General features: G+C 61.5%; 22 protein-coding genes and 1 pseudogene. 14 read left to right on the top strand and 9 right to left on the bottom strand.

The window, feature by feature from the left end; genetic code table 11:
* The first annotated feature begins 236 nt into the window (after positions 1-236).
* From BHC62_RS15755 to BHC62_RS15745, 3 genes are all read left to right on the top strand, one after another.
* Positions 237-2,171 carry an acetyl/propionyl/methylcrotonyl-CoA carboxylase subunit alpha gene (locus tag BHC62_RS15755; RefSeq protein WP_070995469.1) on the top strand — a complete coding sequence of 645 codons (1,935 nt, stop codon included), beginning with the start codon at positions 237-239 and terminating at the stop codon, positions 2,169-2,171.
* Between the two features lie 70 nt (positions 2,172-2,241).
* Complete coding sequence (locus tag BHC62_RS15750) at positions 2,242-2,784, top strand: exonuclease domain-containing protein (RefSeq protein ID WP_029298111.1); 543 nt, start codon at positions 2,242-2,244, stop codon at positions 2,782-2,784.
* A gap of 48 nt (positions 2,785-2,832) precedes the next feature.
* Complete coding sequence (locus BHC62_RS15745) at positions 2,833-3,117, top strand: pyrimidine/purine nucleoside phosphorylase (protein ID WP_029298108.1); 285 nt, start codon at positions 2,833-2,835, stop codon at positions 3,115-3,117.
* A gap of 63 nt (positions 3,118-3,180) precedes the next feature.
* On the opposite strand, the gene BHC62_RS15740 is transcribed toward BHC62_RS15745, so the two are convergent.
* Together BHC62_RS15740 and BHC62_RS15735 are read right to left on the bottom strand one after the other, a co-directional pair.
* Positions 3,181-3,987 (bottom strand): MOSC domain-containing protein, encoded by an 807-nt coding sequence (locus BHC62_RS15740; protein ID WP_070995468.1) that lies wholly within the window; start codon positions 3,985-3,987, stop codon positions 3,181-3,183.
* Positions 3,988-4,098: 111 nt separating this feature from the next.
* Complete coding sequence (locus tag BHC62_RS15735) at positions 4,099-5,034, bottom strand: chemotaxis protein CheV (protein ID WP_029298105.1); 936 nt, start codon at positions 5,032-5,034, stop codon at positions 4,099-4,101.
* Between the two features lie 553 nt (positions 5,035-5,587).
* On the opposite strand from BHC62_RS15735, the gene BHC62_RS15730 reads away from it, so the two are divergent.
* The 3 genes from BHC62_RS15730 to BHC62_RS15720 all read left to right on the top strand — a co-directional run bounded on the left by BHC62_RS15730 (position 5,588) and on the right by BHC62_RS15720 (position 7,922).
* Positions 5,588-6,037 (top strand): hypothetical protein, encoded by a 450-nt coding sequence (locus tag BHC62_RS15730; protein ID WP_029298103.1) that lies wholly within the window; start codon positions 5,588-5,590, stop codon positions 6,035-6,037.
* A gap of 335 nt (positions 6,038-6,372) precedes the next feature.
* Positions 6,373-7,266, top strand: coding sequence for a sensor histidine kinase (locus tag BHC62_RS15725; protein WP_029298101.1), 894 nt, complete (start codon positions 6,373-6,375; stop codon positions 7,264-7,266).
* Complete coding sequence (locus BHC62_RS15720; protein WP_029298099.1) at positions 7,263-7,922, top strand: response regulator transcription factor; 660 nt, start codon at positions 7,263-7,265, stop codon at positions 7,920-7,922. Before BHC62_RS15725 ends, BHC62_RS15720 begins: the two co-directional genes overlap by 4 nt.
* Here the strand turns inward: BHC62_RS15720 and yegS are convergent.
* The 3 genes and pseudogenes from yegS to moaB all read right to left on the bottom strand — a co-directional run.
* A pseudogene (gene yegS, locus BHC62_RS15715) lies at positions 7,884-8,808 on the bottom strand (lipid kinase YegS); the annotation flags it as partial. The gene BHC62_RS15720 and the pseudogene yegS sit on opposite strands and share 39 nt — an antisense overlap.
* Before the next feature lie 87 nt (positions 8,809-8,895).
* Positions 8,896-10,122: a gephyrin-like molybdotransferase Glp gene (gene glp / locus BHC62_RS15710; RefSeq protein ID WP_070995466.1), complete on the bottom strand. Its 1,227-nt coding sequence runs from the start codon at positions 10,120-10,122 to the stop codon at positions 8,896-8,898.
* Positions 10,106-10,645: a molybdenum cofactor biosynthesis protein B gene (moaB, locus tag BHC62_RS15705; RefSeq protein ID WP_029298095.1), complete on the bottom strand. Its 540-nt coding sequence runs from the start codon at positions 10,643-10,645 to the stop codon at positions 10,106-10,108. Before moaB ends, glp begins: the two co-directional genes overlap by 17 nt.
* 76 nt (positions 10,646-10,721) lie before the next feature.
* Here moaB and mobA point away from each other — a divergent pair, with 76 nt between their 5' ends.
* Positions 10,722-11,324, top strand: coding sequence for a molybdenum cofactor guanylyltransferase MobA (gene mobA, locus BHC62_RS15700; protein WP_070995465.1), 603 nt, complete (start codon positions 10,722-10,724; stop codon positions 11,322-11,324).
* Positions 11,325-11,404: 80 nt separating this feature from the next.
* Positions 11,405-11,626 carry a YgdI/YgdR family lipoprotein gene (locus BHC62_RS15695; protein ID WP_029298091.1) on the top strand — a complete coding sequence of 74 codons (222 nt, stop codon included), beginning with the start codon at positions 11,405-11,407 and terminating at the stop codon, positions 11,624-11,626.
* 68 nt (positions 11,627-11,694) lie between these two features.
* Here BHC62_RS15695 and BHC62_RS15690 read toward each other — a convergent pair whose 3' ends face one another.
* The 3 genes from BHC62_RS15690 to BHC62_RS15680 form a co-directional block, all read right to left on the bottom strand.
* On the bottom strand, positions 11,695-12,585 hold the full coding sequence (locus BHC62_RS15690; protein WP_070995464.1) for a pseudouridine synthase: 891 nt from the start codon (positions 12,583-12,585) through the stop codon (positions 11,695-11,697).
* 50 nt (positions 12,586-12,635) lie between these two features.
* On the bottom strand, positions 12,636-12,971 hold the full coding sequence (locus tag BHC62_RS15685; RefSeq protein ID WP_029298086.1) for a hypothetical protein: 336 nt from the start codon (positions 12,969-12,971) through the stop codon (positions 12,636-12,638).
* A 74-nt stretch (positions 12,972-13,045) separates the two neighbouring features.
* Positions 13,046-13,282: a glutaredoxin family protein gene (locus BHC62_RS15680; RefSeq protein ID WP_029298085.1), complete on the bottom strand. Its 237-nt coding sequence runs from the start codon at positions 13,280-13,282 to the stop codon at positions 13,046-13,048.
* A gap of 154 nt (positions 13,283-13,436) precedes the next feature.
* Here BHC62_RS15680 and BHC62_RS15675 point away from each other — a divergent pair, with 154 nt between their 5' ends.
* Positions 13,437-15,167: a monovalent cation:proton antiporter-2 (CPA2) family protein gene (locus tag BHC62_RS15675; RefSeq protein ID WP_029298083.1), complete on the top strand. Its 1,731-nt coding sequence runs from the start codon at positions 13,437-13,439 to the stop codon at positions 15,165-15,167.
* Here BHC62_RS15675 and BHC62_RS15670 read toward each other — a convergent pair.
* Entirely contained in the window at positions 15,154-16,362 is a 1,209-nt protein-coding gene (locus tag BHC62_RS15670) for an ammonium transporter (RefSeq protein ID WP_029298081.1), read from the bottom strand. The two genes, BHC62_RS15675 and BHC62_RS15670, sit on opposite strands and share 14 nt — an antisense overlap.
* Positions 16,363-16,716: 354 nt before the next feature.
* Here BHC62_RS15670 and BHC62_RS15665 point away from each other — a divergent pair, with 354 nt between their 5' ends.
* From BHC62_RS15665 to BHC62_RS15645, 5 genes are all read left to right on the top strand, one after another.
* The gene (locus BHC62_RS15665) at positions 16,717-17,031 is read left to right on the top strand and encodes a YqjD family protein (RefSeq protein ID WP_029298079.1); all 315 of its coding nucleotides are present in this window, start codon (positions 16,717-16,719) and stop codon (positions 17,029-17,031) included.
* A 2-nt stretch (positions 17,032-17,033) separates the two neighbouring features.
* Positions 17,034-17,420 carry a phage holin family protein gene (locus BHC62_RS15660; RefSeq protein ID WP_029298076.1) on the top strand — a complete coding sequence of 129 codons (387 nt, stop codon included), beginning with the start codon at positions 17,034-17,036 and terminating at the stop codon, positions 17,418-17,420.
* Positions 17,417-17,758 carry a hypothetical protein gene (locus BHC62_RS15655; RefSeq protein ID WP_029298074.1) on the top strand — a complete coding sequence of 114 codons (342 nt, stop codon included), beginning with the start codon at positions 17,417-17,419 and terminating at the stop codon, positions 17,756-17,758. The genes BHC62_RS15660 and BHC62_RS15655 overlap by 4 nt, the downstream gene beginning before the upstream one ends.
* Positions 17,759-17,852: 94 nt before the next feature.
* Positions 17,853-19,016, top strand: coding sequence for an EAL domain-containing protein (locus tag BHC62_RS15650; RefSeq protein ID WP_029298071.1), 1,164 nt, complete (start codon positions 17,853-17,855; stop codon positions 19,014-19,016).
* A gap of 72 nt (positions 19,017-19,088) precedes the next feature.
* On the top strand, positions 19,089-20,420 hold the full coding sequence (locus BHC62_RS15645; protein ID WP_070995463.1) for a deoxyguanosinetriphosphate triphosphohydrolase: 1,332 nt from the start codon (positions 19,089-19,091) through the stop codon (positions 20,418-20,420).
* The last annotated feature ends 16 nt before the right edge of the window (positions 20,421-20,436 follow it).

Raw genomic sequence — 20,436 nt, 5'->3', positions numbered from 1 at the left:
GGGCTTGCCCCGCGCTGGGCTGCGAAGCAGCCCCAATAAGCCGAATGCGTTGTACCAGATACACCGCAGCGGCTGGTTTTGGGGCTGCTTCGCAGCCCAACGCGGGGCAAGCCCGCTCGCCACGGGAGAGTTCGTCAGTTTCTGAAAGTTGTGTAGATACCTATACACCGCCATCGCAGGCAAGCCGGCTCCCACACAAGCCCACACCTGCGCAACCAATCAGACAGGGACCCACAATGCCCAGCTTCAATAAAATACTGATCGCCAACCGTGGCGAAATCGCCTGCCGTATCCAGCGCACCGCCCAAGCCCTGGGCTACCGCACCGTGGCCGTCTATAGCGAAGCCGACGCCAACGCCTTGCACGTGCAAATGGCCGACGAAGCGGTGAACATCGGCCCTGCCCCGGTGCAGCAGTCGTACCTGAACATCCCGGCCATCCTCGACGCCGCGCGCCTCACCGGTGCCGATGCGGTCCACCCCGGCTACGGCTTTCTCTCGGAAAACCCCGAGTTCGCCAAGGCCTGCATCGCCGCCGGCCTGGTGTTTATCGGCCCCAGCGCCGACGCCATCGAGTTGATGGGCAGCAAGCGCCTGTCGAAAATCGCCATGCTCGCCGCCGGTGTGCCGTGCATTGCCGGCTATCAGGGCAGCGCACAAGACGACGCGACCCTGCAACGCGAAGCCGAGCGCATCGGCTACCCGCTGATGATCAAGGCCAGTGCCGGCGGTGGCGGACGCGGCATGCGCCTGGTGCACGCGCCCGGGCAACTGCTCGAACACTTGCATACCGCACGCTCCGAGGCCTTGAACGCCTTTGGCAGTGACGAACTGATCCTGGAGCAGGCACTTATCGCGCCGCGCCATGTGGAGATCCAACTGTTCGGCGATGCCCACGGCAACCTGATCTACCTGGGCGAACGTGATTGCTCGGTGCAGCGCCGCCATCAGAAGGTCATCGAAGAAGCGCCCTGCCCGGTCATGACCGCCGAGTTGCGCCAGGCCATGGGCGAAGCGGCGCTCAAGGCCGGGCGCGCGGTGGCGTATGTCGGCGCCGGCACCGTGGAGTTCCTGCTGGACCAGAGCGGGCGTTTCTACTTCCTGGAAATGAACACCCGCCTGCAGGTGGAACACCCGGTCACCGAACTGATCACCGGCCTGGACCTGGTGGATTGGCAACTGCAAATCGCCGCCGGCCAGCCCCTGCCGTTGCGCCAGGAGCAAGTGACACTGACCGGGCATGCCATGGAGGTGCGCCTGTACGCCGAAGACCCGGCCCAAGGCTTCTTGCCCCAGACCGGCGAGGTGCTGCGCTGGGAACCGGCCGCCGGGGTGCGGGTCGACCATGGCTTGCAAGCCCCGCAGCGGATCAGCCCGTTCTACGACCCAATGCTGGGCAAAATCATCGCCCATGGCGCTACCCGCGAAGAGGCGCGGCGCAAGCTCCTGCGCGCGGTGCAGGACTGTGTGCTGCTGGGAGTTCCCAGTAACCAGCGGTTATTGGTGGACTTGCTCGGGCACCCGCAGTTTGTCGCGGCGGATTTCAGTACCGGGTTTATCGCCGAACACTTCAGTGATATTGCCCGCCCTCCCATCAGCGATGAACAACTGGCAGTGGCCGCCGCCCTGTTCTATCGACACAGCGCGGCACTGCATCGCCCGGCTCTGGCGAGCTGGCGCAACAATGCCAGCGTGCCCTGGACCTATCGCCTGAGCGTTGGGGAGCAGTGTCATGAGGTCAGCGCGCGGGTGGCGGCGGACGATCACCTGCAAATCGGCGACATCGCGATACACCTGCAAGGCAGTGACGGGCGCTGGGCCAGCCTGGTCATCAACGGTGTTCGGCGCCGGCTTGCCTATCACCTGCAAGGCACCCAGCTCTGGCTGTTAGACGCCGGTAGCAGCCTGTGCGTGAACAACCAGACGCAAACCGTGGCCAGTCGTGAGGCGCCGGCCAGCAGTGGCACGGTCAAGGCGCCAATGGACGGCGCGATTACCCTGGTGCAGGTGAGCGAAGGCGATGAGGTGCGCAAGGGCCAACTGCTGCTGGTGCTCGAGGCGATGAAAATGGAGCACCCGCTCAAGGCGGGTATCGACGGGGTGGTCAAGGCCATTCAAGTCAGCGCAGGCGATCAAGTACGCAATCGCCAGGTATTGCTGCAGATCGAATAGCCCTGGGCGGAACTACCAGGCTTGGCTACGCTCTATCCCCATCAGAAAGGGATGAGTACGGGAACCTGCGATGCCTCATTGGCTGATTATTGATCTTGAAGCCACAACGGATGAGGGCGGCTGGCCCGTGTCGGAGATGGAAATCATCGAAATCGGCGTGACCCTGGTCAACCGCCAGGGCCGCGAACTGGACCACTTCCAGCGCTTCGTGCGGCCTTTGCGCCGGCCGTTGCTGACGCCGTTCTGCCGCCAGTTGACGCATATCAGCCAGGCCAGTATCGACAGCGCGGCACCCTTGACCGAGGTCTGGCCGCTGTTCGAACGCTGGCTGGGCCAGCACCATCCGCGCCTGGAAGGCTGGGCCAGTTGGGGCGACTACGACCGCCAGCAACTGGAACTGGAGTGGCAGCGCCATGGCTTGGCAAGCGTGCTGGGCCAGACACCCCACGTGAACCTCAAGCAGCGCTTCGCCAAAGCCCGGCGCCTGGACAAGCCCCTGGGGCTCAATGGCGCGTTGCAACTGGCGGGTATGCAGTTCAACGGCCAGCAACATCGGGCCCTGGAGGATGCGCGTAATACGGCGCGTTTGCTGCCGTTGATTTTGCCCGTGTAGAAGGCATACTGGCCGACCTTTCCTAGCCCTTTTTCCGAGGATTCACCCATGTTCAAAGTCAATGAGTACTTCGACGGCACCGTCAAGTCGATCGCCTTCGGTACCACTGAAGGTCCAGCGACCATCGGCGTCATGGCCCCGGGTGAATACGAGTTCGGCACGGCCCAGCGTGAAATCATGCACGTGGTCTCGGGCGCACTGACCGTCAAGCTGCCAGGCAGCGACAGCTGGGAAACCTTCGCTGCGGGCAGCCAGTTCCATGTGCCTGCCGACAGCAAGTTCCAACTCAAGGTGGCCGTGGACACTGCCTACCTGTGCGAATACCGCGGCTAAGCCTTTACCCCGCGCAAAAAAATGCCCGTCTCTGTGAGACGGGCATTTTTTGTGGAGCCTGGTTTACTCCAGGATTGTCACCGGCATGCCGACTTCCAGGCGGCCAACCCCGTCATTGACCAGGTTCTGGCCGAACATCACGCCATCGGGTTCTTTACGGTAGGTTTCCAAGGTCGCCAGCGGCTGGCGGTCGGCGCTGCGCTCACCGGTCGCCGGATCGATGGTGGTGAGGATGCAGCGGGAGCAGGACTTGACCACCCGAAACTCCACATCACCAATGCGCAGGCGCTTCCAGCCATCCTCGGCAAACGCCTCGCTGCCTTCAATCACCAGGTTGGGGCGAAAGCGCAGCATTTCCATGGGCCGGCCGATGCGCTGCGACAGGTCGTCGAGGGAAGCCTGGCCGATCAGCAACAAAGGGAAACCGTCAGCGAACGCGACCTGGTCATCATCCTTGCCATAGCCGGCCGCCGTGGTACGCGCACGCTCCAGGGGCACTTGCACCAGCCGGGTCGGCTTGCCGATAAAGTCGCTGACCCAGCGCGCAGCTTCATCGCCGGCATCGGGAACCCGCAAGGTGTCGCGCCAAATGGTGACACCGCGCAACTCGGCGTCTGCGCCGGGCAACGCCACGTCCAGGGTGGGTCGGCCGGCACCGCTCAAGGTCAGGCCACCGGTGGCATTCCAGAGTGCCGACAGCTGACTCATCTGCGCCACCGCCCGCTGGGTCAGGAAACGCCCGCTGGCTTCATCCACCAACATCCAGCGTCGATCCCCGTCCAGCCCGAGTTTGTCCAGGCCGATATGGGTCAAGGTCTCTGCCTTGCCCGACTTCAAGGGGTACCGATACAACGCGCTGAGACGAAGCATGAGCCTGGGTTCCTGTGAACAAAAACGTCACCCTATACGAGCACGCGGCCAGAATCAAAATATCCCTATGCATTGTAGGAGCCAGCTTGCCGGCTCCTACGGGGCTGGGGATCAGGCCGGGACTTCGTCCAGCATCAGGCGCTGGCGCACCACGTCCACCAATTTGTCGGGTTGGAATTTGGAGAGGAAGTTGTCGCAACCGACCTTTTTCACCATCGAATCGTTGAAGCTGCCGGACAAAGAAGTGTGCAGCACCACATAGAGGTCACGCAGGCGTGGGTCGTTGCGGATCTCGGTGGTCAGGCGGTAGCCGTCCATCTCGGGCATTTCGGCATCGGTGAAGATCATCAACAGCTTGTCGGTCATCACCACGCCGGTGTCCGCCCAGGCCTTGAGCATGTTCAAGGCCTTGAGGCCGTCACTGGCGATATGCATCTTCACCCCCAGTTGCCCCAGGGTGTCGCGCAATTGCGACAAGGCTACATTGGAGTCATCTACCAACAACACTTCGCGGCCACGGGCACGCTCGAGGACCGGGTCCTCGAGTTTTTCCCGGGAGACCTTGGCGTTGTAGGGCACGATCTCGGCGAGGACTTTTTCCACGTCGATGATTTCGACCAACTGCTCATCCACCTTGCTGATGGCCGTGAGGTAATGCTGGCGGCCGGCGCTGGCCGGCGGCGGCAGGATCGACTCCCAGGTCATGTTGACGATGCGGTCGACACCCCCCACGAGGAAGGCCTGTACCGAACGGTTGTACTCGGTAACGATAATGGTGCTGTTGGGCCCCGGTACCAGCGGACGCATGCCGATGGCCTGGGACAGGTCGATCACCGGCAGGGTCTGGCCACGCAGGTTGACCACGCCACACACAAACGGGTGGCGCTGGGGCATCAGGGTCAGCTTGGGCAACTGCAGGACTTCTTGCACCTTGAACACGTTGATCGCGAACAACTGGCGCCCGGCCAGGCGAAACATGAGGATCTCCAGGCGATTCTCACCCACCAATTGCGTGCGTTGATCTACCGTGTCGAGAATGCCAGCCATTGAAGACTCCTGGGTGTGCTGAAAAGAATCGCTGCTTACTGGAGAAGGTTATCGGCAGCTCGCGCCAGACCTTGACCCTCGCTAAAATGCCACGCAAATGCATTGATGTCACACTGACATCATGCTTTACTGGTTTCACCTTACTGTCCGGTGGTCTGGCAACGCGCCGGGACCCCCAAACGGTCACAAGGTTCAGCCATGTAAGGGATTCCCCTAGTCGCAATCAGGTCCAACCTGATATTCGCGATATCCAATAGCCATTAATGTGACGCCATTCTCATTGCATGAATGGAGTCAGGCTTTTGTTTGCTATCGCAAGCCCACGGCCCAAGGGCCTTCCAGGCATTAACACCTGGGCAATCGAAGTAATGCGAACGCCTCTGGTTGTTTCCACTGCAAGCAGCGCCAGCAGTCGCGACGCCGATCATTCAAATAAAAGTACTACTCAAAATTCAGAAACGAACTACAGACTTCGGTCATATTTCGGCGCTAGTTTGAAGCCGTTGCCCCGGTGGGGCGCCTCATTATCTGACCGTATGTTGTGGAGACTTTCATGATGAACGACGGTAAAGAGTGGCAAGACGCACTTCCCGAGTTCCTCCTGGAGGCAGAAATGCTGCTGGCCAAGTCGGAGGAATGCCTGACTCACCTGCATTTGATCCGCAACGATAACGATGCCATCGACTGCATGAAAAACAGCCTGGTCAAACTGGCCGAAAAGGCCGACGCCATGACACTGCCCGCCATTGGCAACTTTTCCCGGCATATCCAGGACCTGATCTGCAACGCCCAAAGCCCGATGCAACTCCACGATGCGGCACTCGCCGCCCTGCACGACTGCCTGACGCTGCTGGCCTGGCAACTGGAACTGATCGATATCAAGACCGGCAAACTCAGCCTGGATGACGCTGAGCAAACCACGTTGATTGAAACCGTTGCCCAGCAGATCCCACAGAAGGACGCTGGCGCTCATTATCGCCACTCCATGCCCCACGCCTCCTGAACCTGGCGCTCGGTTAATCCAAGCCACGGACGCGCGCCCAACTAATACCCCGGCAGGTATTTAGCCAGCCAACTATCAATAAGCCAGTATTGGTAATAACGATGCAAAACTTGATTAACAGTACAACTAGACCCGCTGAACTAAGCACTGCACCAGGCGACCAACGGTAATTGTTGGTGGTACCATTAGCACGTTCGAAGTGGCTGACCGTGATGATGTAATAACACCCGAGAAGCACCTCGAACCAACACCAAACCCAATCGTTTTCCAAACAGAGCCCGGTCGGCGGTCATGACCGGTCTACCCGCAGCGAACCTCCATCGGCTCCATCTGCTATGTACGCCAGCCCCAAGTCACTTATCACCAGGTTCGTCTCCCCGGGCAATACCCGTTGGGTCACGCTTGGCCTGTGCCTGTGCGCGACTCTGGTCAGCCTTTGGGTGTATGCCCACGAAGCGCCACTGCCGATCTTTTTGCTCGTGCTCAACCTCGCCGCCCTCGCCGCCGCGGGCCTGCAGCGTTGGCGCTCGCGCAAGTCCATCAAGTTCCAACCCCAGGAATTGGCCGACCGCCTGCTGCAGGTCCAGGAAAACGAGCGTCATCGCCTCAGCCGCGAACTGCACGACGATATCGGCCAATTACTGACCGCCGCCAAACTGCAAAGTGACTGGCTGCAGCGCCGCCTGCCGGCCGACTTGCAGGAGCAATGCAACGTACTGTGCAACACCCTCAACGAAACCCTGGCCAAGGTGCGCGACGTATCGGCCATTCTCAACCCCCGGCAACTGACCAGCCTGGGTCTGGAAGCGAGCCTGCGTGCGCATCTGCTCAAGACCCTGGAAAACACCCCGGTGCACTGGAGCCTGGAATGCCAGCAACGCCTGACCGGGATTCCGGAAGAGATGGCGGTCGCGGCCTTTCGTATCACCCAGGAGGCCGTGACCAACATGTTGCGCCATGCCCAGGCGCGCAACCTGCTGGTACGCCTGCAACGCTTGCCTCAGGGGCTATCCCTGTATATCAGCGATGACGGCCAGGGATTCCTGCCCGCCACCGACCCGGGCCTGGAAGGCCAACGGGGCATGGCTGGCATGTCCGAACGCATTGATCAACTGGGCGGTAGGTTGTCCGTCAGGAGCCAACCGGGCCTCGGCACGCGGATCGAAGCGCTGTTCCCCTGGGCGCCCCGCACCCTCGAACGGGCCAGTCCCCCTAAGGTTCTAGAGTGACCTGCAATTTACTCCTGGTAGATGACCACGCATTGATCCGCGCCGGCGTACGCGCACTGATCCTGGATATCCCCGGCTATGCCGTGATTGGGGAAGCCACCGATGGCGCGCAAGTGCTGGCACAATTTACCGCCCTGCAGCCCGACATCGTCCTGCTGGACCTGTCGATGAAGCACACCAGCGGCCTGGATGCATTGCAACAGCTCAAGCACGCCTACCCCAAGAGCAAAGTGCTGATCCTGTCGATGCACACCGATCCGCAATTGATCATGCGTGCCCTGGAGGCAGGTGCCCACGGCTACCTGCTCAAGGACACCACCGCCAATGAGCTGGAACATGCGTTGCTGGCGCTGCGCAACAACGAGCGCTACCTGAGCCCGGCCATCGCCCACACGGTGATCAACCAGGCCCTGATCCACAGCCAGTCCCACCCGGCACCGCCGGCGCAACGCCACAACCTGACGGCACGCCAACTGGAAATCCTGCGCCTGATCGTGCGCGGCAAGTCGACCCGGGAGATCGCCCACGGCCTGGGCCTGAGCATCAAGACCGTGGAAGCTCACCGCTCGCAAATCATGAAGCGCCTGCAGATTTTCGATGTCGCCGGCCTGGTGCTGTTCGCGGTGCGCGAGCAGATCATCAGCCTGGACGATTAGCCAGTAACGGCGAATCCACCGGCAAGTGCACCTGCAAAGCCTTGGGCAACGCGCAAAAACGCAAGTCATCGCCCTTGAGCGGCTCGCCATCGAGGTTGATCGCCAGCCCTTCGGCCACCTTGATCTCTACCCACGGCAGGCGCGCCCGCACAAACATGTTGTCCAGGCCCCAGCCGTCGGTCATCAGGCTACGCAGGGTGCCGACCACTTCCTGGGGCGCGGGCAAGATGCTGATATCCAGCAGGCCATCATCGGCCAGGGCGCCCGGACACAGCTCATGCCCGCCCCCAGCCTGGCGACCGTTGCCAATGCCCAAGGCCAGCAACTCGCCACGCCAGTGAAAGTCCGGGCCCACTAGCTCCCCATAGGCCGCCCGCAGCTCGCTGAACCGCGACAGGCCGGTGAACAGATAGGCAGCGCCGCCCAACACCTTTTTCAGGTCTTCGGAAGTATTGGCCGTGACCTGGCTGCCAAAACCACCGGTGGCCATATTGAGGAAAACCTGCCCGCCAACCTCCCCCAGATCGATGGCCCGTGGCGCAGTATCCAACAGCTCCAGGGCCAGGCGCGGCTCCAGCGGTACACCGGCTGCACGGGCGAAGTCATTGGCAGTACCCAGGGGCATCAGCACCAGGCTGGCGTCAGTTTTCGCCCGGGCCATGGCCTCTGCCACGTCGCGCAAGGTGCCATCGCCGCCGCCCGCAATCAGGCGTGTGTAGCCGGCCTCCAGGGCCTCCCCCACCAGGCGTTGGGCATCGCCACCCTCCCAGGTGACGCGCACCGCCAACTCCCACCCCTGCTCGCGCTTGCCTTGCACTGCCGCCCGCACGTCTTCGTTGAGCGCTTGCTTGCCGTGCAGAATCAGCAGTGCCTTGGGTTTGCTCATGGAGTGAAGCTCCTATCGTTGGAGGGTACCTGAGGGATGTTGACCTTCGGCAGTCAGAAAAAAGCCATTGGGCTGTAAATTAATTCTTCAGCCCAGCAGTTCACTCAACGCAATGAAGTTCACCCGGTCGCCGATCGCCAGGGTGGTGCCCTCCAGGACTTCCACCAAGCCCTCGGCCCAGGCGGCACTGCGCAATACGCCGGAGCTTTGATTCTGGTAAATCACCGCCCGCCCGTGCTCCAGGCGCCCGCGCAGGTATTCGCGACGGTTGCCCGGTTTGGCCCAGACGAATCCCACCGGGACCTCGAAACGCAGGGGCTGTACCGCTTCGACACCTTGGCGGCGCAGCAGGTAGGGCCGTGCCAGCAGGGCGAACGTGACCAGGGTGGACGCCGGATTCCCCGGCAGGCCGATCACCGGCACCCCACGGAAGTGGCCGAATGTCAGGGGCTTGCCAGGCTTGATCGCCAGCTTCCACAAGGCCAGCTCGCCCTCCTCGCGTAGTGCGATCCCGAGGAAGTCGGCTTCCCCCACCGAAACACCACCGGTGGACAGGATCAGGTCAACCGAACCCAGTGCCCCCAGGCGGCTACGGGTCAATTCCAGGTCATCGGGCAAGATACCGGCGTCGATCACCTCGCAGCCAAGGCGTTGCAACCAACTGCACAACACCCGCCGGTTGCTGTTGTAGATTTGCCCCGGCCCCAGGGGCAGGCCCGGTTCGATCAACTCGTCGCCGGTGGACAGCACTGCCACACGCACGCGCCGCACCACCGCCAGGCGATCGCGCCCCAGCGAGGCCGCCAGGCCCAGCTCAATCGGGCCGAGCCGCGTACCGGCTGCCAGGACTTCTTCGCCGACCGTGGTTTCCTGACCCTTGGGCCGAATGTTTTGCCCTGCGTGCAGCGCCTGGGTAAAGCTCACGCGCTGATCGGATTGCACCTCGGCATTTTCCTGCATTTCGACGCAGTCGGCGCCTTCAGGTACCGGGGCACCGGTGAAGATCCGCGCACAGGTTCCCGCCGCCAAAGGCTCGGGGGCCTGGCCGGCGAAAATGCGCTGGCTCACCACCAGCGGCTCACCCTTCCAGTCGGCCGTGCGCAAGGCGTAGCCATCCATGGCACTGTTGGGCCAGGGCGGCAGGTCGAGGGTGGACACCAGCGCCTCGGCCAACACGCGGCCGTCGCACTCGGCCAATGGCAGGTGTTCCTGCTCACGGATTGGTGCGGCCTCAGCCATGCTCAACAGGCGCTCGAGTGCTTCTTCTACCGGCATCAACGCACCGGTCTTGCCCGGCTTACCCACGGGATTCACACGGTTCGGCCAGCTTGAGGTGCGGCACGAAATTGCACGGGCGGTGACGGGCATCCAATTGCTCAGCAAGGATCCCATCCCAACCGGTACGCACCGCATTGGTGGAACCCGGCAGGCAGCACACCAGGGTGCCATTGGCCAGGCCGGCCAAGGCGCGGGACTGCACAGTGGAAGTGCCGATATCGGCGACCGAAATCTGCCGGAACAGCTCGCCAAACCCGTCCACTTGCTTGTCCAGCAGGCAACTGACAGCTTCCGGGGTGCTGTCGCGGCCAGTGAAGCCGGTCCCACCGGTAATCAGCACCACTTGCACCACGTCCTCGGCGATCCAGTGCGCCACTTGCGCACGGATTTTGTAGAGGTCATCTTTGAGCAGTACCCGTTCGGCCAGGCGATGGCCGGCCGCAAGCAGGCGGTCAACGAATACCTGCCCGGAGGTGTCGGTTTCCAGGGTGCGGGTGTCGCTGACGGTCAGTACAGCGATGTTAAGAGGTACGAAAGGCGCATCAGCCTTGGCTTTCATGGCTCGGTCCGGTTGTCGAAGGAACAGCCCGATGTTATATCACAGCCCCCTATTTCACTGCCGCTGCGGAGCCGTCATGCCACTCAATTCTTCGCCCCTGCCCTGCTCCATCCTATTGCTGGCCGGCGGTCGCGGCCAGCGCATGGGCGGGCTGGACAAGGGCCTGCTCGACTGGCACGGACAACCGCTGATTGCCCACCTGCATCAGCGGGTGCGAGCGTTGACCGACGACCTGATCATCTCCTGCAACCGCAACCAGGCGCAGTACGCCACCTATGGCGACCAGTTGGTTAGCGACGACAGTCCCGACTTCCCGGGCCCCTTGGCCGGCATCCGTGCCGGGCTGGCCGCCGCACGCCATCAACACCTATTGGTATTGCCCTGTGATGTGCCGCACATCGACGGGCAGTTGCTGGCAGACCTGCTCGAAACCGCCCGCCAACACCCACAGGTGCCGGTGATGATCCGTCATGGCGCATTCTGGGAACCTCTGCTCTGCGTCATACCGACGCGCCTGCGCGACGCAGTAGAAGATGCCTGGCGGGCTGCAGAGCGCAGCCCGCGCCAGATCCTCCTGAAATTGGGGGCCCAGGCGCTCGACTGCGCAGAAAATGACCCGCGCCTGGCCAACCTCAATACACCAGAGTTGTTGCACCCACGCCCCGGCGTGTCAGAATGAGCGCTATACAAGGAACTTTGCCGACGTTGCATACGTCACAAGGTCAGAACTCAACACAGCATTACTCTCGGAGAAGACTCATGACCCAACGGACCATCGCCGCTCTCATGCTTGCACTGGGCCTTGCTACCCTCGCCGGTTGCGCCTCGCCAACAGTGATCACCCTGAATGACGGTCGCGAAATCCAGGCTGTCGACACCCCTAAATTCGATCAGGATTCGGGCTTCTACGAATTCGAACAACTGGATGGCAAGCGTACCCGCATCAACAAGGATCAGGTTCGCACCGTTAAAGACCTGTAAGTCTTAACGCCAGATACGACGAAGCCCGCTTTTGAGCGGGCTTTGTTGTATCTGGGGTGTGGGAAACATCACCACTCAAGCACGATCCTACTGCTGAAACTGCGCTCCTCGCCCGTCACCGGGTCGATAAACCGTACGCCCTGGGCCAGCAACTTGAGCGGGTTGGCATAATCATCCACGGCATCCTTGACGACCTCGGGGTAAAACGGATCATTACAGATGCTCGCGCCCAACGCCGTCATATGCACGCGCAGTTGATGCTTCTTGCCCGTCACCGGAAACAGGCCATAACGCCATAGGTCGCCGTTTTTTTCGCGAACCTGCACCGCGGTTTCCGTGTTGCTCACACCAGGTCCTTCCTGCATGCGAAAGAACGGTTCACCCTCCACCAGGCGGCTCTTGTGCACCAGCGGAAATGTCAGTGCAGGCAAGGCCGGCGCAATGGCTTCGTAGAATTTATCGATCCGCCGGGTGGGGAACAGTTGTTGATACGCCGATCGGCTTTGCGGGTTGGCAGAGAACAGCACCAGCCCGGCGGTATGGCGATCAATACGATGCAACGGCACCAGGGACGGGTTGTCCAGGCGGCGGATCAGGCGGCGCAGCAATGTCTGCTCGACATACTCGCCGGCAGGGGTCACTGGCAGGAAGTGCGGCTTGTCGGCCACCACCAGATGCTCATCGGCGTACAGGATGGTCTCATGCACCGGAATCGGTTTTTCATCCGGCACTTCGCGAAAGTAGTGGATGCGCAAACCTTCCTTGTAGGCCAGGTCCACGCCGATGGGCTGGCCATTGCCATCCAGCACCCGGCCACGGGCGATACGGTCCAGCCACTGCTCGCGGCCAATGGCGCGAAAGTGCTCGCACAGGCAATCGAGCACCGTCGCCCAGGGGCCAGGCGGCAGGTACAGCGTACTGGCTTGGTTCTGGGCAGCGGAAAAACCGGTATCGGACATGTGTACACTCAAGGCCTGGAAAAACTAAGGGGGCATTATCCCCCAGAAGCTCAAGCCCTGACCAATTCGGCCCGCAGCACCGGCGAGGCACTGGCAGCCTCGGTGAACTCCTTGAGCCAGCGCAGTACGTCCACCGCCTCCCAGCGGCCAGGGTCGTACAACGCATACAACAGGCCCTGGTATCCCACCACGTCCAACTGCTTGTGATAACCGGCGCGCTGGAACAACGCTTCGATTTCGGCAAAGCAGGTATTGAAATGCACTTTGTTGAACGGCGTCTTGCCTTCCGTGACCAGGCCATCGAGCCGCAGCTCATTCACAGCATCACGCACGATATCGACGGACATGCGGTTGACGCTGCTTTTCAATTGTTCAACATTCACCACGGGCGTTCCCTCTCACTCAATCGCTGTACAAACATACAGTAACCGAATAATCAGCAACCTGCCATGGGTTGGCGCTAGATTAGAAAGGCAACCACCTGTTCAGTGTCGAACGGCCAGCCCAGTTCCGCGCCGGTATCAACCCGGCGCAGCACCGGAATGCTTAGGCCATAGGCTTCGAACAGCGCTTGCGAATCAGCGATATCCACCAACTCGACCAACAGCCCGTGTTCGACCAACGGCATGATTTCAGCTTCGGCAAGCTCACACAGATGGCAGCCCAGGGTGCCGAACAACTGGCATTCAGGAGGCATGACTTACAGACCCGATAAGAAACAGGTACTCATTCTAGGCCCCACGAAAAACCTCGTCGAGTCATGACAAAGACCTGATCCAGATCACCATGGCCTATAACTGATTCAGCGATTCTCGCGGCTTTTTTCCTGCAACACCCCGACGGAGATGTCTGTGTTTGCCAACCTGCTGATCATTCTTGCCTCATCCCTGGTCGTCATTGCACTGTTCCGCCGCCTGCAACTGCCGCCGGTGCTCGGCTACCTGTGCGTGGGCCTGGCCGTGGGGCCAACGGCCCTGGATTGGGTCAATGACAGCGAAGACCTGCCCGACCTCGCCGAACTGGGAGTGGTGTTCCTGCTGTTTTCCCTGGGCCTGGAGTTTTCCCTGTCCAAGATGCTCACCCTGCGTCGAGTAGTGTTTGGTCTTGGCAGTCTGCAAGTGTTGTGCTGCGGCGTATTGCTGGGGGCCTTGCTGCTACTGATGGGCATGTCGCCAGTCGCCGCGTTGCTGCTGGGGGCCGGGCTGGCACTGTCATCCACCGCCATTGTGAGCAAGGAGTTGACCAGCCTGGGGGAGATTTTCAGCAGCCATGGGCAGAACGCGATTGGCGTGCTGTTGTTCCAGGATGTGGTCGCGGTGCTGCTGCTGACCCTGGTCCCGGTATTTGCCGGCAGCAGCGAGCAGGCCTGGTACTGGGCCCTGCCCCTGACCCTGGGCAAGACCGTGGTGTTGTTCCTCGGCCTGCTGCTCGCCAGCCGCTGGCTGCTGCCGCGCCTGTTCCACGAAGTGGCCGCCTCCCATTCGGCGGAACTGTTCGTGCTCCTGGCCCTGGTGATCGTCTTGCTCACCGCCTGGCTCACGCACTTGCTGGGCCTGTCGCCGGCCCTCGGCGCGTTCCTGGCGGGGATGCTGCTCGGTGAAAGCCACTACCGGCACCAGATCGAAGCCGATATCCGACCATTTCGCGACATCCTGCTGGGGCTGTTTTTTGTCAGTATCGGCATGCTGATCGACCTGCAGTTGTTCGTCAGTCACAGCCTGCAGATCCTCGGGCTGACCCTGGCGCTGATGTTGATCAAGGGCTGCGTCGTAGCCGCCCTGGTCAAGCTGCGCGGCAGCGATAGCGAAACCGCCTGGCGCAGCGGCCTGGCCCTGGCCCAGGGCGGCGAGTTCTGCTTTGCACTGATGGCACAGATGCAACTGAGCAATATGCTGCCAGGCGAAATCAGCAGCCTGCTGCTGGCAGCCACTTTCTGCTCCATGCTACTCACGCCCCTGCTATTGCGGGCTGCCCCCGCTATCGCGCTGCGCCTGCATCGCAAACCCAACCAGCAAGTGCAACTGGAAGCTATCACCGCGCTTAACGCAGAGTTACGCGGGCATGTAGTGATCTGCGGCTATGGCCGGGTCGGTCAATCCATCGGGCGCTTCCTGCGCCGTGAACAACAGGCGTTCATTGCCTTGGACGATAACCCCGAGCGCGTGCAGGAAGCCGCTACCGAGGACAGCAGCGTGCATTATGGTGATTGCCGGCGCGGCGCCCTGCTCAGCGCCGTTGGCCTGGAACGCGCGCGCCTGGTGGTGATTGCCGTGGACAACAGCGACGTGGCCCTGACAGTGCTCAAGGAGGCACGACGGATCAACCATAAAGTGCCGATCCTGGTGCGCACCCGCGACGACAGCCAGTTGACTGAACTGAAAGCCGCCGGCGCCAGTGAAGTGGTGCCGGAGCTGCTGGAGTCGAGCCTGATGCTCGCGTCGCACGCAATGATCATGCTCGGCCTGCCCGACCAGCAGGTACGCGACCGGGTCGACGAGGTGCGGCGCAATCGCTACCGCTTGCTCCACGGTTTCTACCCGCACACGGACGACACCCGTGAAGCCCCGATCAATCCTGACTGACTGCGCCGATCTTATGGATCGACAAGTCCGCACCGTAGTACTCCTCTTCCTGGCTCAAGCGCAGGCCGCAAAGGCGCTTGAGCACCCCGTACACCAACAACCCGCCAGCCAGGGCCACCACCACCCCCAGGGCGGTACCGATCAACTGGCTGATCAGGCTCACACCGCCCAGCCCACCCAAGGCACTCTGGCCGAAGATCCCGCAGGCAATCCCGCCCCACACACCGCACAGGCCATGCAGCGGCCACACACCCAGCACATCATCGATCTTCCAACGAGCCTGGGCGGCGATAAAGCACCAGACGAACAAGCCACCGGCCACCACACCGGTAACCAATGCACCGACCGGGTGCATCAGGTCGGAACCCGCGCAAATCGCCACCAGCCCGGCCAACGGACCATTGTGCAAGAAGCCCGGGTCGTTACGCCCAATCACCAGCGCCGCGACCGTACCGCCGACCATGGCCATCAGCGAGTTGACCGCCACCAGGCCGCTCACCCCGGACAGGGTCTGCGCGCTCATTACGTTGAAGCCGAACCAGCCGACGATCAATATCCACGAGCCCAGCGCCAGGAACGGAATGCTCGAAGGCGCGAACGCCACCAGGCGCCCATCGCGATAACGGCCCTGGCGCGGGCCCAGCAGCAACACCGCCGCCAGCGCCAGCCAGCCGCCCATGGCATGGACCACCACGGAGCCGGCAAAGTCATGGAATGCTGCGCCAAAAGTCGCCAGCAACCAGGCTTGCAGACCGAAGTTGCCATTCCACACCATGCCCTCGAAAAACGGGTAGATAAACGCCACGATCAACGCCGTGGCGCACAACTGAGGAACAAAACGTGCACGCTCGGCAATGCCGCCGGAGATGATCGCCGGGATGGCTGCGGCGAAGGTCAGCAGGAAAAAGAACTTCACCAGCCCATACCCGTGGTCGGCACTGAGCACGGCGGCCGGCTGCATAAAGCTGACCCCATAGGAGATCCAATAGCCTATAAAGAAATAGGCCAGGGTCGACACTGCAAAATCACTGAGGATTTTCGACAATGCGTTGACTTGGTTCTTCTGCCGCACCGTCCCGACTTCCAGGAACGCGAAGCCGGCATGCATCGCCAGGACCATCACCGCGCCGATCAGAATAAACAGCGTATTGGAGCTGTGGACCAGGGTGTCCACCGCGCTTTGCACATTTTCCATGGGGATTGGCAGGCCTGCAGTTCAGGAAAAAGCACCAAAGCAGGTCATTGCCGGATGATCGCGCACTAAATTGGCACCGGGTGCTCTACCCTTCTCAGAGGGTATGAGCCGCTTTGGCGCAATGACGATTGAATAAGGCAATGACTTGCGGGTTTTTCCACGGGTTTTAGTGATTTAGGGTAAGGTTTTTCAAGGCTTTGGCCGAAACCGCCCACATTGCGCGCAAGCCTTGCGGCTGGCGCACCAAGGCAAAGCAAAAGCTGTACCAGACAATTGCAGTGAACCTTCACCGATGCCGGCGACTCTCAACCAAAACCTTGCAAAAGCATCAGACAGCCACTCACGGAGATAACCATGGCCAGAAAAACGGCAAAGACTGCTCAAGAGATACTGATGGAAGATTTCCAGACCTTGGTCAGTGACACTGAAAAGCTGCTGGACGACACCGCGATTCTCGCCGGTGACCAGGCTGATGAGCTGCGTTCAAAGATCCACGACAGCCTGCTACAGGCCCGTGAAACCTTGAAGTTGACCGAAGATTCCCTGCGCGAACGCGGCAAGGCGGCAGTCACCGCCACCGAAGACTACGTCCAGGCCAACCCGTGGCAATCCGTTGGCATCGCTGCCGGCGTGGGCTTTCTGATCGGCCTGCTGGCTACAAGGCGCTAATCATGTCTATCGGCGAAACCGGCTCGTCCTCGGGCCCAAGCTCCACATCGCGGCGCCTCGGCGCAGCAGTCCTGGGCTTGCTGCACAGCCATGTCGAGCTGTTCGGCATCGAGTTACAGGAACAGAAGGCACGCACCGTCAGCCTGCTGCTGTTTGCCGGCCTGGCGCTGGTATTTGCCCTGTTGCTGCTGGTGGGGTTATCGGCGCTGGTCATGATCCTCGTCTGGGACACCTACCGCCTGACCGGGATCATCAGCCTTTGCGTGTTCTACGTACTGGCCGCAGCGTTCTGCGGGCTGCGGTTGAAGGCGGCGGTGTTTGATGAATCCACGCCTTTCCATGCCACCCTCGAAGAGCTGGCCAACGACCGGGAGCGCCTGCTGCCATGAGCCTGACTGAACTGCCGCAAACCAACTCCCGGCGGGAGATGCGCAAGGCCTTGATCCGCCTGCGCATGGAAATGCACCGCCAGGAAATTCGCCACGAGTCACAGCAATTGCTGCTGCCCCTGCAAAAGGTGCGCAACATGGGCCAGAGCTGGCAAGACGGGTTTGGCATCAAGCATGCGCCGCTGTGGGGCGTCGCGGCGGTGACCCTCTTGGGATTCTTCACCGGGAAAGGCGCCAAAGGTGGCAGTATCGGCACCATGACCCGCCTGGTACGGCTCGGCGCAGGCCTGATCCCCTTGATCAAGCTGGCCATGCAGGGTGCCTCCCGCAAGCCCTGAGGTAACTGGCTGCATTCTTGCAAACGGATCAGGCCCGGTTCCCTCCCTGTAGGGGCCGGGCCTTTTTCATGCCCAAGCATTTTAAGGAGGCTCTGTGATTGACGGGCAACCGCTCGCCTGTTTCCAACCCTTTATCGACACCGCTACCGGCCGCATCGCCGGGGTGGAAGCATTGGGCCGCCTGCTGCAGGCAGATGGCCAACTGCAGTCGGTCGGCCCGTTGTTCGCCGACGCTCGCACGCCCACCTCGGCGTTGCGGCGCCTGGACCGCAAGATCCGCGACAACGCCCTGAGCCGCCTGCACGAAGCGCCTGAAGACTGGTTCCTGAGCCTTAACATCTCGCCGCGCTGGATCTCCCTGCTGCGACCGGGCCAAGCTCTGCCCAGCCTGAAGCAGTTGCAAGCCCATGACGTCGATCCAAGGCGCATCGTGTTTGAGATTACCGAACTGGGAGGTGATAGCCGGCGCCTGGCAGAAGTCGTATCCCGCTACCGTGAAGCCGGCGCACGAATTGCCATTGATGATTTTGGTGCCGGGTATTCACAACTGGATCGGGTCCTGGCCTTGCGCCCGGACATCCTCAAGCTGGATATGCGCCTGTTCCAGGCCGCCGCGTTGGGCGGCCCGAGCGGTGAGGTGGTGCGCGCCCTGGCGCAAATGGCGGAAAAAACCGGCTGCTGGATCATTGCCGAAGGCGTGGAAACCGAGGCGCAACTCAGTTTTGCCCTTGAATGCGGGGCACGTTATGTCCAGGGCTACCTGTTTGCCCAGGCGCAACTGGACTGGTTCGCTGCCGATGCATTCGTCCCGCGTTTCGCCGTACTACGCCAGGCTTACGTGCAGCAGAAACTGGCCGAGCGCGGGCGCATCATGCTGCTGCGCCAGCAACTGATCGAACTGATGCAGATCCTGCAAGGCTGGGCCCTGGCCCAGGCGCCACTCAGCCGGCTGCCATGGCTGCCGGGGTTTCCCAGGTTATTGCGGTTTTATCAGTGCGATCGCCACGGCACCCAACTGACGCCAAACTTCGAATGGCGCCAGGATGCCTGGCAAGCCGACAGCCGCTACCTGGGCCACAACTGGTCATGGCGGCCTTATTTCTATCATCTGCTGGCCGAGGGCTGGGAGGAACGCCGCTTGATTCTGTCCAGCACTTACCGCGATGCCACGACCAATCAATACTGCCTGACAGCAGGACAATTCTTCGATAACGGTCAGCGCTTGCTGTTAATCGATATTGACGCTGCCGGCCTGTAGTTTTTCGCTTGCTCCGGGCACGCCGAACCGGGAAGCTGGAGCCCGATATTCATCCCACGGAGAGCCCCCGCCTTGGATTGGCCTACCCTGCTTACCCGCGAACGCCTCGGAAAATCCCTGCACAGCCCGGAAGAGTTGGGCCGCAGCCCGTTTCACAAAGACCATGACCGGATCATCTTCTCCGGGGCCTTTCGCCGCTTGGGCCGCAAGACCCAGGTTCATCCGGTGACGAGCAACGATCATATCCACACGCGGCTCACCCACTCGCTGGAAGTCAGCTGCGTGGGGCGCTCCCTGGGTATGCGCGTCGGCGAGACCATTCGCAGCGCCCTGCCCGACTGGTGCGACCCCAGTGACCTGGGGATGGTGGTGCAATCGGCCTGCCTGGCCCATGACATCGGCAACCCGCCGTTCGGCCATTCTGGCGAAGATGCGATTCGCCACTGGTTCCAGCAAGCGGCAGGCCGTGGCTGGTTGGATGACATGAGCGGCGCCGAGCGCAACGACTTCCTCAACTTCGAAGGCAATGCGCAAGGGTTCCGCGTGCTGACGCAATTGGAGTACCACCAGTTCGACGGCGGCACACGCCTGACCTATGCAACCCTGGGCACTTACCTCAAGTACCCCTGGACCGCCCGTCACGCCGACTCCCTGGGCTACAAGAAACACAAGTTCGGCTGCTACCAGAGCGAACTGCCGATCCTTGAACAGATCGCCCAGAAACTCGGCTTGCCTCAATTGGAGGAACAACGCTGGGCGCGCCACCCATTGGTCTACCTGATGGAGGCGGCCGACGACATCTGCTACGCCTTGATCGATCTGGAAGACGGCCTGGAAATGGACTTGCTGGAGTATGCCGAGGTCGAATCACTGCTGTTGAACCTGGTGGGCGATGACTTGCCGCAAACCTACCGGCAACTGGGGCCCCAGGACTCCCGGCGCCGCAAACTCGCGATTCTGCGTGGCAAGGCGATCGAGCACCTGACCAACGCCGCCGCACGGGCGTTCGTCGAACAACAGTCGGCGCTGCTGGCCGGGACCCTGCAAGGCGACCTGGTGGAGCATATGCATGGCCCGGCCAAACGTTGTGTACTGAATGCCAAGGACATGGCGCGCAAGAAAATCTTCCAGGACAAGCGCAAGACGCTGCATGAGATCGGCGCCTACACCACCCTGGAGATCCTCCTGAACACCTTTTGTGGTGCAGCCCTGGAACAACATGGCGGCCGTACCCCGTCTTTCAAGAATCGACGCGTCCTCGATTTACTGGGTAATAGCGCACCCCATCCTGATTGGTCGCTGCACCGTTCATTCCTGCGCATGATCGACTTCATCGCCGGCATGACCGACAGCTACGCCAGCGAAATGGCCCGCGAGATGACTGGGCGTTCGCACCCTCAATGAACCGTGGCCCGGGCAG

The sequence above is a fragment of the Pseudomonas sp. 06C 126 genome (genome assembly GCF_001855215.1).
GTDB lineage: Bacteria > Pseudomonadota > Gammaproteobacteria > Pseudomonadales > Pseudomonadaceae > Aquipseudomonas > Aquipseudomonas proteolytica.
This window is presented reverse-complemented; position numbering and strand designations above follow the sequence as displayed.